The organism is Ruegeria sp. AU67 (genome assembly GCF_900312795.1).
Classification (GTDB): Bacteria; Pseudomonadota; Alphaproteobacteria; order Rhodobacterales; family Rhodobacteraceae; genus Ruegeria; species Ruegeria atlantica.
Map to the genome: position 1 here is coordinate 1 of NZ_OMPH01000032.1, position 13,994 is coordinate 13,994.

Genomic DNA, 13,994 nt, shown 5'->3' on the forward strand with positions numbered 1-13,994 from the left:
CTACAACTACGCCCGTCGTTTGAAGACACTAAGCGGTCTCACGCCATACGAATACATCTGCAAAATCCGGACTTCAGAACCGGATCAATCCATTGTCAATCCCATCCAACAAATGTCGGGACTAAACACCTAGTCATTTGTCGGTTTCGAATCCTAACCCTAGCGAATCCGTCACTAACTGCACTCCATTTTTGGTTGTACAACTCCTGTCGAGCCGAATTCGTAAGACAGATTGGAGAATTTTTGCTAGTCTATCTTATTGTCACTGCACTCGACTTTACGTGGGGGCGTTGGTCTATTGAAAAAACTAATTTTGAAAGCAGCGGTAGTTCTGAGTACAATCTGTCCGCTTAGTCTGGACAGTGTTGCGGCGCAAACCGCCGAGGAAGTTGAAACGGGCAACCGACTGGCGGCAGTGCTACGGGCCGGCAGAAGTGTCGTGTCGAACAGTCAAGACCTAATCAACAATCCGGATATCACCGACAAAGGGCTGTCCGGTGATGTGTTCTACGAGCAAGTTATTGAGGCCTACTTGGAGGCCAATGGGGAACCGCCGCTGCATGATGGGCTGGACCCACTGGAGCGCAAGCTTACAGAAACGCAGCTGGACGCTATGGTCACGGTAATCGACGCAAACCAAGAGTTAATAAATGCCGAGGGGGTGGCATTCAAAGGATTTATTCCAGCCGTTTTTGCGCGGTTGGTAAATGAACAGTTCGCTGATGAAATTGGCACGTCTGCCATGGTTAAGGTAACGGCGCCTTCGGAACTTGTCCGCAATCGCATGGCCCGTCCGGATACTTGGGAAAACTCGGTCATAGAGGAAAAGTTCAAGGACTCATCTTGGACCGATGGGCAGCCATTTTTCGAAGAAACTAACGTTTCTGGAACACCTGCTTTCCGTATGCTGATTCCAGAATACTACTCTGAGTCCTGTCTTTCATGCCACGGATCGCCAGCGGGTGAAACGGATGTGACTGGTTTCCCAAAGGAAGGTGGGCAACTTGGTGACTTGGCGGGTGCAATTAGCATAACCCTTTTTAGATGAAACAAGAATCTGGTGTGAGTAACAATTGGCGGTGGGTGTCCGAAAATACTATTCCGGTGCGCATAGGATCACTGTCGGCGCTACTGTTAGCTGCTTTGGTCGTGAGCACCATCGTGATGGTCTACGATCTGGCGCGCAACCAAGCCCGCATACAAGACGCAAATACTGAGTTTCACCGGCTGGAAGTCGCAGGCCAGGCAGATCGTCAATTTGGAGAGATGAGGTACTGGCTGACGGATCTTTCTGTCAGCTTACTGACCCTTTCTGAGCGGCGCGCCAACGAAGCAAGTACAAAGCTCAATAGCAGCCTCGAACAGCTCTCCGATTTTGCACCCGAGTCCGCAGCCAGCGTACAAGAGCAGGCAAACTCCTATTACGAAACTTCCATGCAAGCAGCCGATGCTTACACAGATGGTAACAGGGTGCTGGGAAACACTTTACTTGCACAGGCCCGAGTGGCCAGTGATGCCGTCGACAAGACGCTGACGCAATTGGTCGATGACCTATCTGAAAGCGCCGACCAAACCAGAAATGAAGCAACGGTTGCCGCCAAGGCAGCGATGAACCGAGCGATCATTGCATGTGTTGTCATTGTGATATTGGGAGCGCTTCTTACTTGGCGTGCTCTGAGGTCGATCGTTGTGCCACTGCATGCAATCAACATTGCGATTTCAGGCCTAATCCGGGGTGAACGGGATGTCGCGCTGCCGCCCGAAGGCCCTGATGAGTTGGGCCGGATGTCCCAAGCGCTAAGAGCGCTTCGCGACAGCCAGGACAAACGGCGCGAACTAGAAGAAGAAGCACGTGCTCAGCGCAATACAATCCTCACTGCGATTGAAACAATCCCAGACGGATTTGCGCTGTTCGACAACGAAGACCAACTCATACTCTTCAATGACCGGTTCCGCAGCATTTTTGCACATGTAGACGACATACTTGGGCCGGGCACGCTGTTCGAGGATATCTTGCGGCTGCAACTGGAACGAAAGTCGGTTGATACCGATGGTGTGCCTGACGAAGAGTGGATTAGCAGCCGGCTTGCACGACATCGCAGACCTGACGGGGATCGCCAAGAAGTCTTGCTGGGTGGCGCATGGATTCAGGTGTCGAAACGCCAGACACCCGACGGGGGCACGGTCGCTGTTTACAGCGATATTTCTGACCTTAAGTCCAAACAGGAACAACTTGAAGAAGCCAACGCGCAGGCGATCGCGGCCAGCTCGGCCAAAAGCCAGTTCCTGGCTTCCATGAGCCACGAGTTGCGCACTCCTTTGAACGCGATCATCGGTTATAGCGAAATGCTGTCTGAAGATGCTCAGGACATGGGATTCGAGACTGCGACGGATGATCTGGAGAAGATCATGGCATCCGGGCGACATCTGCTCTCGCTCATCAACGACGTTCTTGATCTGTCCAAGATCGAAGCGGGCAAAATGGAAATGTACCCGGAACGCTTCGCACTCCGGCCGTTGTTGGACGAAGTCGCGTCGACGGTGGTTCCCTTGGTGAGCAAGAACAGAAATGAACTGGTTCTCTCTTGTGATCTCGCAGACACCGACGAGATCGAAACCGATAAAACCAAGCTCCGGCAGAACCTTTTCAACCTGTTGTCCAACGCGGCGAAGTTCACCGAAGGTGGTAAGATTGACCTTCTCGTCTCTAAACTCCGGAAAAATGATACGGATTTCTTTCGATTTGCGGTGCGAGATGAAGGTATCGGAATGACGCCGGAGCAACGCGACAAGCTGTTCCAGGCGTTCGTGCAAGCTGATCAGTCTACAACGCGGAATTTCGGAGGCACCGGACTCGGGCTCGCCATTGCGCAGGAATTTACGCGTATGATGGGCGGGCACATCACAGTCGATAGCAAAGAGGGTGTTGGATCGACCTTCTCTTTTGAAATTCCGGCGCGCTATGCTGCTGTGTCCACCTTGGTTGACGATCACAGTGAAGCTTCACCGGACACTGCTTTGGGCCGCGTTCTGATCGTGGATGATGAAGAAGACGCACGAAACGCGGTTGCACAAATCGTACGCGAGGAAGGGTATGATGTCTTGATGGCATCAAATGCGGAGGCGGGCATGGAAATGGCACGCGCGCAAAAGCCTAACGTCATTCTACTGGATGTTATTATGCCCGAACGCGACGGCTGGTCTATGTTGAAAGAACTCAAGGCAGACTCAAAACTGTGCGAGACACCTGTCGTCTTGGCCACAATTGTCGCGGATCGCGACATGGGCCTTGCTTTTGGAGCGATCGAGCACCTGATCAAGCCGATTGATCCAGCTCGGCTGATCGCAACGCTAGATTCAATCGCCTCAGGTCGCGACAAAGACGTGCTGATCGTTGACGACGATATGTCAACGCGGAACCTGTTTCGCCGTATTTTGACACGCAATGGTTGGACAGTGCGCGAGGCGGCAGACGGTCACGGCGCGCTCAGCCAATTGAAATCCAAAAGGCCGACTCTGATGGTATTGGACATTATGATGCCGAATGTGGACGGTTTCGATGTGCTCAAAACGGTTCGCACAACTGATGGGCTTGCCGATTTGCCGGTTATCGTAGCCACGTCTAAGGATCTGACGCGGGACGAGCTGGATTGGTTGAAAGCCCATTCAGATGAGGTCATCCGCAAAGGAGATACGGGTCGAAGTGATCTGATTGCGGCACTGAAGCGCCAGTTACAAGATTATTCATAAGTCGGAAAGATTAAGGCGATGGCAAAGATACTTATTGTGGAAGACAACGATATGAACCTCGATATGCTGTCGCGCCGGCTGCAGAGAAAAGGCTACGATACCGTATCGGCCCGCGATGGTCAGGCCGGCGTCGAACAAGCCCTATCGGATAAACCAGATCTGATTTTAATGGACATGAGCCTGCCGGTAATCGACGGTTGGGAGGCAACAAGACAAATAAAAGCAAACCCAGACACGAAAGCTATCCCAGTTGTCGCTTTGACCGCCCATGCGATGCAGAGTGATCGTGACAAAGCCATGGAGGCAGGTTGCGACGAATTCTATACCAAGCCGATCGAATTGCCTGGGTTACTGGAGATTATTAAAAAACTGCTGGACGGGTAGCGCGGCATGGTTTCAGAGACCCGAAAAGACAAGTTGGCACTAGCCACCCGCATTTCCCAAAACCTCAATGGGCCGTCAGAAGCGATCGTAGGGTTTCATAACCTGCTGATCGAGGAGGTGCGCAGAACTGGGCCAGAAGCCGCGTTGGAGGATTTGCAAAAGATTGGCGCCGCCGCCAGCAACCTTGTTCAGATGATCGAATTGTTGGGGAAAAGTGCGCACCAAATCTCGGCTGACAAAGACGCTCAGGCAAAATTACGGCATGATTTACGCTCACCGATCAACGCGATCATTGGGTATTCGGAAATGGTGCTGGATGATTTCGAGGCAGATTTAAAGCCTTCCGCTCGCAGCGACATAAACGCGATCCTGAGCGAAGCGCGTAAGCTGGCGCTACAAATCGACAGCACCATCAGTGATGCAGACACTCAGAACAACGCTGAGGACAGTGACCGGGATCAGGAAATTGCGGCCAGCCTTGAACGCAGCCTTGCGAGCTCAGACGCCGGTCGCGAAGCCCTGACCGGACGTATCTTGGTGATTGATGACGAGGCGGCTAATCGGGAAATCCTGACCAGGTTACTAGAGCGCAGAGGACACAGTGTGCGATCGGTCGGCTCGGCTAGCGAAACTTTTGAAGCACTAGATCGCGAGGGGTTCGACCTTGTTTTGTTGGATATCCTAATGCCAGAGGTAAATGGCATCGACGTCCTCGAAAGAATGAAAAAAGATCCGTCTTGGTACGAAATACCCGTGGTCATGGTTTCCGGTCTTAACGAGACGGACGCAATCGCCAAATGCATCAGTGTAGGCGCCGAGGACTATTTGCCAAAACCTATCGACCCGGTATTGCTGCATGCGCGCGTCGATGCCTGCATGGAACGCAGCCGCTGGCGCGCTAAGGAATTGGCGCTTGCAAATGAGATAAAATACGAACGTGACAGGGCAGACAAATTGCTACACTCGATGCTGCCCGCGCCAGTTATAAAACGCCTAAACGATGGTGAGATAAACATCGCTGATCGCTTCGCTGGCGCAACCATAATATTCGCGGATATCGTAGAATTCACTCCGCTGGTTGCCCGCATGGACGCCGGTGACTTAATCTTGGAATTGTCAAAACTGTTTACTGCATTTGATGACCTGGCCACCCTGCACGGCATCGAAAAGATCAAGACAATTGGAGACGCCTATATGGCGGCATCGGGGATCCCCGTGCGCCGCGAAGACCACGCGCAGGCCGCAGTAGGCTTTGCACGAGGCATCCTAACGACGATGTCTGACAGCACAGTTAGCAGCGCGGGGCTGCAAATCCGCATAGGTATCCATTCCGGACCAGTCATAGCCGGTCTGATCGGGCGAAAACGGTCAATTTATGATGTGTGGGGAGAAACCGTGAACCTTGCCAGCCGTCTCGAGGCCACAGGCAGGTCGGGGCACATCCACATCTCTGCCCAAACCAAGGATGCGCTAGGTGATCATTTGCCCAACACGGAAGCGCAAACTCATTTTGTCAAAGGAGTGGGTGAGATAACATCCTACTTCGTATCCTAAGGCTTGTGATGCAGATTTGAGCCTTAATCAGTTTGACCGTTGGATAACTTCGAACTGGAACTTGACCATTCAACCCGATTTGTGTTGCGAAAGGCGGATGATTTCGCTCCAGAACCCCAGGACGTGTTGACAAAAGGAACTTAAAAGTGCCGACCAACATGATTCAAGCTGGTAACTGTGACGGAGACCGGCTTAGCATGCGACCTGATGATGGACGAAGAGATGGCGTTCTTTGAACGCGTTATTCTAGCAGTTCGCGCGCTTAACGGGCGCAAACCCACCGATCAACGCCTCGTTCTTAATGGCATTTTCTGGATACCCCGGACAGGTGCACCGTGGCACGATCCCTAATCAGACCCAGATTTAGCAGAATAATAAAAGGCGATGGCTTGCGCCCGGTTTCTAACTGACAGTTTTTCATAGATATTCGAGAGGTGAAATTTCACGGTATTGGTGGAAATCTGTAACTCTTTTGACAGTTCCCGGTTGGACATTCCCTTCGACAGTGCCTCAAGGATAGCCCGCTCTTTGCGCGACAAGGTCTGAAGGGGACTATGTTGCACCGTGCGTACATCGATGAAAGGGAAAACCATCTTACCTTTGGCAACATCAACGCATGTCTCCAGCAGGCCTTCAACCTCACCGGAACGAGGTGCAAACCCAGCGGCGCCTGCTTGCATGGCCAGACGTGGGACATCACCTGCCTCATCACCATAGACCACAAAACGCGGTGCATTTTCCTGTTCGCGCAGCACTTCGATCAGTTTGGCTGCACCCAAAGCTGGCAGCTCCCAGGACACCACGCAGACCTTTACCGGCACACGCATGACTGCCCCAAGGAAACCTTCGGCAGTTGCAGATGTCGCCACCAACGAGAATCGTTTGTCTCTCTCAAAGATTTCGGACATCGCCGAGAGGACGAGAGAATTGTTGTTGGCGAGCATGATGTCGATCGGAGGGGGCGTTGTGTCGAGCATTGTTTTTCCACCTAATTTACCCAAGAACTACCATGTTGGGTAGGTAAGTTTCCGGTATACATCGGTATATTTGCCAGAATGGATAGGTTTTTACCCACCCAAATAGCTACCCTAAAGCAGTAGTAAGTTACGTTGCGCCCTGACGCAAGGATCGGCTTTTCTTTTCGGTAACGCGACAGACGGGGCGCATTACGGACCCCGTCGCCGAGGAGGATCGCCAATGACGTTTCAAATCTACCCGACGCTCGAAATTCCGGAAACACTGGCTGCGGGACCCGGACCAGGCAATACCGATGCCCGCGTTCTGCATGCCTTTGCAAATGCGGGTGTTGCGGATCACATGCAGGGTGACGTCCTGCGCGGCATGATCGAATGCAAGCACATGCTGCGCAAAATCTGGGGCACCGACAATACCTATACCTTCGCGGTTGCTGGCACCGGTTGGAGCGCGCTGGACACTATGTTCTCGGCCGTTATGCCTGGCGACAAGGTGGTTGCGTTCACCAATGGCACCTTTTCCGGCATTGACGCGCTGACCCTACGGATTAAGGCAGCCACACCTGAAGAACATGCCGCCAATCCACTTGATCCCATTGCGGCCAGCGTCACCGTGATCGAAATTCCGCATGGCCAGCCCGTGACCGGTGAGATGGTCGACGTCGCATTGGCCGAACACAAGCCGAAATGGGCTTTCATGGCACATTGGGAAACCGGTTCCGGCCGTGTCAACGATGTACAGGGATTCTCGGATGCGTGTGAAAATCATGGCACCATGGGTCTGATTGATGCTGTGTCTTCGCTGGGTGTTGCAGACTTTCGTATCGACGATTTCCCCGGCATCGCAGGCTGGGCTTCGTGCCCGCAAAAAGGCCTGTGCTGCCTGCCCCTGACCTATGCGCCGGTCAGCTTCACCAACGCCTTTATCGAGGCGCTGAAGACAACCGGTGCTTACTCTTACGTCCACAATCCGATTTTCGAGGCCCGCCATTGGGGCATTGTCGACGGTCAGGATGTTGAGAAAGGCACCTATCACCGGACCCATTCGGGCTATGCCGTCGCCGCGTTCCATGAATCTCTGCGTCTGACCTTGCAGGAAGGACTGGCTAAACGCGCGCATTCCTACAAAACGCATGAGGCCGTCCTGCGTGACGCCGTCACCGCGATGGGCTGCGATGTCACTTCGGACATGCCAAGCCTCGTAGTGCTGAACCTGCCCACAGAACTGGCTGGTCGCGAAATGGAATTGGTACAGAACTGCCGCGCGCGTGGCTTTTGCATCTGGCCGACACTCAGTGCCCCGGTACAGGTGCGCATCGGCATCCTGAACCAACTGAACCATCAGTCGATCAGCCGTATCGTAAAACTGTTTGGCGAGGCGATCCGCGAACTGGGCGGCACAGTGGATTTTGAAGCCATCGAAGCGCTGCTGGAAAGCCGCTACGGCACGTCGATCGCGGCCTGACCGAACTGCATGAACGGGAGGAAGATTGCAGATGGATATTCACGAATATCAGGCGAAAGAGGTTCTTTCGAATTTTGGTGTCGCCGTGCCTTCGGGTGCGTTGGCCTACAGTCCCGAACAAGCGGCATATCGGGCGCGCGAGCTGGGGGGCGATCGTTGGATCGTGAAGGCTCAAGTCCATGCCGGAGGCCGTGGAAAAGCCGGTGGTGTCAAGCTGTGCAACACCGAGAACGAAATCCATGAAGCCTGTGACGAGATGTTCGGACGCAGGTTGGTTACGCATCAAACCGGTCCCGAAGGCAAGGGCATCTACCGTGTCTACGTTGAATCCGCCGTGCCGATTGATCGCGAGATTTATCTGGGCTTCGTGCTGGATCGCTCCAGCCAGCGGGTGATGATCGTGGCCTCGTCGGAAGGCGGCATGGAGATCGAAGATATCTCGGCCGAACGCCCCGACAGCATCGTGCGATCGATCGTCGAACCGGCCGTGGGCCTGCAGGAATTCCAGGCGCGCGAAATCGCATTTCAACTGGGTTTTGAGGCGAAATTGGTTCAGCAAATGGTGCGCACGCTACAGGGCTGCTACGCCGCCTTCAGCAATCTGGACGCGACCATGGTCGAGATCAACCCGCTGGTCATCACCGGTGACGATCGGGTTCTGGCGCTGGATGCCAAGATGAGCTTTGACGACAACGCACTGTTCCGGCATCCGCAGATCTCAGAGTTACGCGACAAAAGCCAGGAAGACCCACGCGAAAGTCGCGCTGCGGATCGCGGCCTGTCTTATGTCGGTCTTGACGGCAATATCGGCTGTATCGTGAACGGCGCCGGGCTGGCCATGGCCACGATGGATACGATCAAGTTGGCGGGGGGCGAACCTGCGAACTTTCTGGACATCGGCGGTGGCGCCTCACCCGAACGTGTGGCCAAGGCCTTTCGTCTGGTCCTGTCAGACAAGAACGTACAGGCGGTGCTGGTCAACATATTCGCCGGGATCAATCGCTGTGACTGGGTCGCAGAGGGCGTCGTACAGGCGCTACGCGAACTTGAGCTTGAAATCCCTGTCATCGTGCGGCTGGCCGGCACCAATGTCGCGGAAGGTCAAAAAATCCTGGCCAAATCCGGATTGCCGATCATCCGCGCCACCACCCTGATGGAAGCCGCCGAACGCGCTGTTGGCGCGTGGCAAAACGATCTGACCCAAAACACCAAGATGAGGGCTGTCTAATGAGCATTCTTCTGGACCGCGACAGCCGTGTTATCGTTCAGGGCATTACCGGACGAATGGCACGGTTCCATACCAAAGACATGCTGGACTATGGCACTAATGTCGTCGGCGGAGTTGTCCCCGGCAAGGGCGGCGAGACCGTCGAGGGCGTGCCGGTCTTTGACACCGTAAAACAAGCTGTCGAGGCCACCGGTGCCGATGCCAGCCTTGTTTTCGTGCCGCCACCATTTGCCGCCGATTCCATCATGGAGGCCGCAGATGCGGGTATCCGCTATTGCGTCTGCATCACCGACGGTATCCCGGCGCAGGACATGATCCGGGTCAAGCGGTACATGTACCGCTATCCCAAAGACAAGCGCATGGTGCTGACCGGGCCCAACTGCGCGGGCACCATCAGCCCCGGCAAGGCTCTGTTGGGGATCATGCCAGGCCACATCTACCTGCCCGGAAATGTCGGCATCATCGGTCGATCCGGCACGCTTGGCTATGAGGCCGCAGCCCAGTTGAAAGAACACGGCATCGGCGTTTCAACCAGCGTCGGGATCGGCGGCGACCCGATCAACGGGTCTTCGTTCCGCGATATCCTTGAGCGGTTCGAACAGGACAGGGACACTGAAGTCATTGCCATGATCGGCGAGATCGGCGGCCCGCAGGAAGCCGAGGCCGCAGAATACATCCGCGACAACATAACCAAGCCCGTCGTCGCCTATGTTGCAGGTCTGACCGCGCCCAAAGGTCGGACTATGGGTCATGCTGGTGCGATCATCTCGGCCTTTGGCGAAAGTGCCTCCGAGAAGGTTGAAATCTTGTCGGCGGCGGGGGTGACCGTTGCTGAAAACCCGGCGGTGATTGGCGAAACCATTGCCCGCGTCATGGGAAAGGCTGCGTGATGACCAAACCTTCAGTCCTTGTCACCCGTCGCTGGCCCGCCGCCGTCGAGGCGCGACTGGCCGAAGACTACAACACCGTACTCAATACCGGGGATACTCCGATGTCCCCGGCTGAAATCCGCGACGCCCTGAAACACTATGACGCGGTGCTGCCCACCGTTACCGATACGCTCAGCGCCGAGGCGCTGGACGTCCCCACAGCACAGACCAAAATTCTGGCCAATTACGGGGTCGGGTATAGCCACATTTGCGAGCCCTCAGCCCGCGAACTTGGCATGACCGTGACAAACACGCCTGACGTTCTGTCTGAATGTACCGCCGATATCGCAATGACCTTATTGCTGATGGTAGCGCGCCGCGCAGGCGAAGGCGAACGCGAGCTGCGCGCCGGAAACTGGACCGGTTGGCGGCCCACGCATCTGGTCGGCACCAAGGTCAGCGGTAAGACTCTGGGCATCATCGGCTATGGCCGCATCGGGCAGGAAATGGCCCGCCGCGCCCATCATGGCTTTGGTATGGACGTGGTTATTTACAATCGCAGCCAGGTGGCACCCGACATTCTGGCTAAGTGCAATGCCACTCAGGTGGATACTGTCGATGAGCTGTTGCCGCAATGCGACTTCGTCTCGCTGCACTGCCCCGGAGGGGCCGCAAACCGGCACCTGATAAACGGTCGAAGACTCGACTTGATGAAACCCGACGCCTTCCTGATCAACACCGCGCGCGGCGAGGTCATCGACGAACACGCCCTGATCCAGGCCCTGATGTTCGACACAATTGGCGGCGCGGCGCTGGATGTATTTGACGGCGAGCCCCGCATTAGCTCGGACCTGCTGCAATGTGACAACCTCGTCATGCTGCCACATCTCGGAAGCGCGACTAAAGAAGCACGCGAAGCTATGGGGTTCCGCGTCATTGAAAACCTCAATGATTTCTTCAATGGCAAAAATCCAAGAGACAAGGTGATCTGATGCAAGCGTTGGCTCAGGATACCCAGCCGTCGCTTCCACCGTCTGCGTACGCGGACGGTCTTCGGACTGAATTGCGCGCGCTATGGCGAAACATCCTTTTGAAAAGGGCGCCACATGTCGCTTCTTGGGCCGAAGCCAAGCCGCTGCCCACCATTCCAACTGGCCAGGCCGCAATCCCGTATTTGCAGGCCCTGTCGATCTGGTTTCAGCTTGTGCGCATCATCGACGAAAACGCAGATGTGCGGAATCGTCGACAAATCGAAACCCAAAAAGGGGCCCAAGCGGTTGAAGGTGGATTTGCCGAAGTGTTGTCGGACCTTAATCTGAGTGTTGGGGAAACCGAAAAGTTGGCAGGTAGTTTAATGACTGGCCCCACGCTAACGGCTCATCCGACCGAAGCCAAACGCGTCACCGTTCTTGAAATTCACCGCCGGATTTATCGTATCCTGGTCAGCCTCGAATCTCAGCGCTGGACGCCAATTGAACGTTCAACATTGTTGAATGATCTGGAAGGCGAGATCGACCTACTATGGATGACCGGAGAATTACGCTTGTCACGTCCCAGTTTACGTGACGAGATCGAATGGGGTTTGCAATTTTTCCGCGACGCAATATTCGATGCTGTACCACAGGTCATCGACCGGTTCGATCACGCCTGTATGCAGGTTTTGGGTAAGACTTTAAATGTGACGCCCAATGTCCGATTTCATAGCTGGATTGGCGGTGACCGGGACGGCAACCCGAATGTAACCTCTGAGATGACCAAACTGGCTCTGCAACGTGGGCGCGAGACAGCGATTGATCTCTACTGTCAGGCTCTTGATAAAGCCGCGCAAAAACTGAGCATTAGCGCCCTGATCCTACCACTGCCCGAACCTCACGGTGAACGGTTGCAGGCAATTATCAACCGCGCACCCAAGAATGACCGCAACCCGAACGAACCGTTTCGGCAGGCCCTGAATGCCGTCCGCCAAAGACTGACAAGTGCCGGTTATCAGCATATCTCGCAGTTCGAGTGTGATCTCGACGCGCTTGATGAGGCGCTTTGTGCAGTAAACGCCGATATTCTAACAAGGCGGCATATCCGACCTCTTCGCCGGGCGGCAACCGTATTCGGGTTGCGTACCACAACCTTGGACATACGGCAGAATTCGACTGTGACGACTAGCGTTCTGGCAGAAATCTGGTCTGCATTCGAACCTGCGCCCAAATACGGAACACCCGAATGGTCGACCCGTCTGCGCTCCGAGTTGGCAGACCAGAACCTGCAGTATCCTCAGCGTGACGGGTTGAGTGATCAGGCGCAGGAATTGCTAGCCCTACTAGCCCTTATGCACGCTGTTCGAACAGGGCCGGATCCCAAAGCTGTCGGACCATTCATCTTGTCGATGACACGCTCGGCAGACGACATCCTGGGTGTCTATCTTCTCGCCCGCTATGCCGGGTTCGGATCAGAGACACTTGATATTTCTGTGGTGCCGCTGTTCGAGACGATCGGTGATCTGCGCAACGCCTCAGCAATTCTGCTGGATGTTCTGGATGTTCCGCTTGCCCGCCGCAGCCTTAAGTCAGGTGGCAATGTGATCGAGGTGATGTTGGGATACTCCGACAGCGGCAAAGATGGCGGATATTTCTGTTCGACCTGGGAACTGGACCGCGCGCAGCGCCGGATCGTTACAGCACTTGCGTCGCAGGGATTTAGTGCCGCGTTTTTTCACGGACGTGGTGGTTCTGTCAGCCGGGGTGGTGCCCCCACAGGCCGGGCAATAGCCGCGCAACCAAGCGGCACAATTGCCGGACTGTTACGTGTAACAGAACAGGGCGAAGTAGTGTCTGCCAAATATGCCAACCGCGGGACAGCCGCGGCGCATCTGGAATTGCTTTTGTCCAGCACACTACGCCACACGGCTAGTCACACCAAAACGCCGGACCGCCCGGAATTCGATGACGCGCAGGATGCGTTGTCCGAGCTTTCTCAGATGGCTTATGTTTCGCTGCTGCAAACGCCGGGGTTTCTTGAGTATTTCCAACAGGCCAGCCCGGTTGAAGAACTAGCCCGCCTAAAAATCGGATCGCGCCCCGCCCGTCGGTTCGGCGCAGCCAGCCTTGATGATCTGCGTGCAATTCCATGGGTGTTTGCGTGGTCGCAAAACCGCCACCTGATTACTGGCTGGTACGGGTTCGGCGCAGCCATGGTCAATTTTAGGAAGTTCCGCGGCGCACGGGGTGATGAGGTACTTCGAGATATGTTTCGGCAGTCCCGATTGTTCCGCCTTGCGGTCGATGAAATGGAAAAGTCTCTTTACCAGACCGATATGACAATCGCAGCGAAATACAGCGAACTGGTCTGCGACGCCAACACACGCCAACGCATTCTTCAGGCAATCACCTCGGAATACTGCAAGGCTTGCGACGCTGTGAAGTTTTTGAACGGTGGGCAAATCATTGGACAGCGTTTCCCACGACTGTGTGAGCGCGTCGAACGCAAGCGAGATGAACTTGCCCGCATTCACACTCTGCAAGTCGACCTACTAAGCCAGACCCGCAGTGAACGGCAGGCCGGAACGGTTCCGGTCTCTCTGCTGCAATCCATGAACGCCATTTCCGCCGGCCTTGGCTGGACCGGTTGACAATTTCAGGAGATTACAAATTGAACGCCAATCTCCGTGATACCGGATTTTTCACCCAGTCCCTGTCTGACCGTGATCCCGAGCTGTTCGGCTCGATCACATCCGAGCTGGGTCGTCAGCGCGACGAGATCGAGTTGATCGCATCCGA

At 55.0% G+C, this 13,994-nt stretch carries 10 protein-coding genes and 2 pseudogenes; 11 read left to right on the plus strand and 1 reads right to left on the minus strand.

Annotation, left to right across the window (positions count from 1 at the left end; genetic code table 11):
- The 6 genes and pseudogenes from DK510_RS23380 to DK510_RS19240 all read left to right on the plus strand — a co-directional run.
- Positions 1 to 133 (plus strand): annotated as a pseudogene (locus DK510_RS23380) (IS481 family transposase); the annotation flags it as partial.
- 165 nt (positions 134 to 298) lie between these two features.
- A complete protein-coding gene (locus DK510_RS19220; RefSeq protein ID WP_200833262.1) occupies positions 299 to 1,048 on the plus strand; it encodes a DUF3365 domain-containing protein in 750 nt (249 codons plus the stop codon).
- A gap of 14 nt (positions 1,049 to 1,062) precedes the next feature.
- Positions 1,063 to 3,750 (plus strand): response regulator, encoded by a 2,688-nt coding sequence (locus tag DK510_RS19225; protein ID WP_160116572.1) that lies wholly within the window; start codon positions 1,063 to 1,065, stop codon positions 3,748 to 3,750.
- Positions 3,751 to 3,768: 18 nt separating this feature from the next.
- A complete protein-coding gene (locus tag DK510_RS19230) occupies positions 3,769 to 4,134 on the plus strand; it encodes a response regulator (RefSeq protein ID WP_109313477.1) in 366 nt (121 codons plus the stop codon).
- 6 nt (positions 4,135 to 4,140) lie between these two features.
- Positions 4,141 to 5,688 carry an adenylate/guanylate cyclase domain-containing protein gene (locus tag DK510_RS19235; RefSeq protein WP_109313478.1) on the plus strand — a complete coding sequence of 516 codons (1,548 nt, stop codon included), beginning with the start codon at positions 4,141 to 4,143 and terminating at the stop codon, positions 5,686 to 5,688.
- A gap of 207 nt (positions 5,689 to 5,895) precedes the next feature.
- Positions 5,896 to 6,033: pseudogene (locus DK510_RS19240) on the plus strand (transposase); the annotation flags it as partial.
- Positions 6,034 to 6,035: 2 nt separating this feature from the next.
- On the opposite strand, the gene DK510_RS19245 reads toward DK510_RS19240, so the two are convergent.
- Positions 6,036 to 6,665, minus strand: coding sequence for a response regulator transcription factor (locus tag DK510_RS19245; protein ID WP_234999161.1), 630 nt, complete (start codon positions 6,663 to 6,665; stop codon positions 6,036 to 6,038).
- A 220-nt stretch (positions 6,666 to 6,885) separates the two neighbouring features.
- On the opposite strand from DK510_RS19245, the gene DK510_RS19250 reads away from it, so the two are divergent.
- The 5 genes from DK510_RS19250 to DK510_RS19270 are packed head-to-tail and all read left to right on the plus strand — an operon-like array spanning position 6,886 to position 13,846.
- Positions 6,886 to 8,127, plus strand: a complete 1,242-nt coding sequence (locus DK510_RS19250) for an alanine--glyoxylate aminotransferase family protein (RefSeq protein WP_109313480.1) — start codon at positions 6,886 to 6,888, stop codon at positions 8,125 to 8,127.
- Between the two features lie 31 nt (positions 8,128 to 8,158).
- A complete protein-coding gene (locus DK510_RS19255) occupies positions 8,159 to 9,355 on the plus strand; it encodes a malate--CoA ligase subunit beta (protein WP_058273745.1) in 1,197 nt (398 codons plus the stop codon).
- A complete protein-coding gene (gene sucD, locus DK510_RS19260) occupies positions 9,355 to 10,245 on the plus strand; it encodes a succinate--CoA ligase subunit alpha (protein ID WP_109313481.1) in 891 nt (296 codons plus the stop codon). Before DK510_RS19255 ends, sucD begins: the two co-directional genes overlap by 1 nt.
- Entirely contained in the window at positions 10,245 to 11,216 is a 972-nt protein-coding gene (locus tag DK510_RS19265) for a D-glycerate dehydrogenase (protein ID WP_109313482.1), read from the plus strand. Before sucD ends, DK510_RS19265 begins: the two co-directional genes overlap by 1 nt.
- A complete protein-coding gene (locus DK510_RS19270; RefSeq protein ID WP_109313483.1) occupies positions 11,216 to 13,846 on the plus strand; it encodes a phosphoenolpyruvate carboxylase in 2,631 nt (876 codons plus the stop codon). The genes DK510_RS19265 and DK510_RS19270 overlap by 1 nt, the downstream gene beginning before the upstream one ends.
- The last annotated feature ends 148 nt before the right edge of the window (positions 13,847 to 13,994 follow it).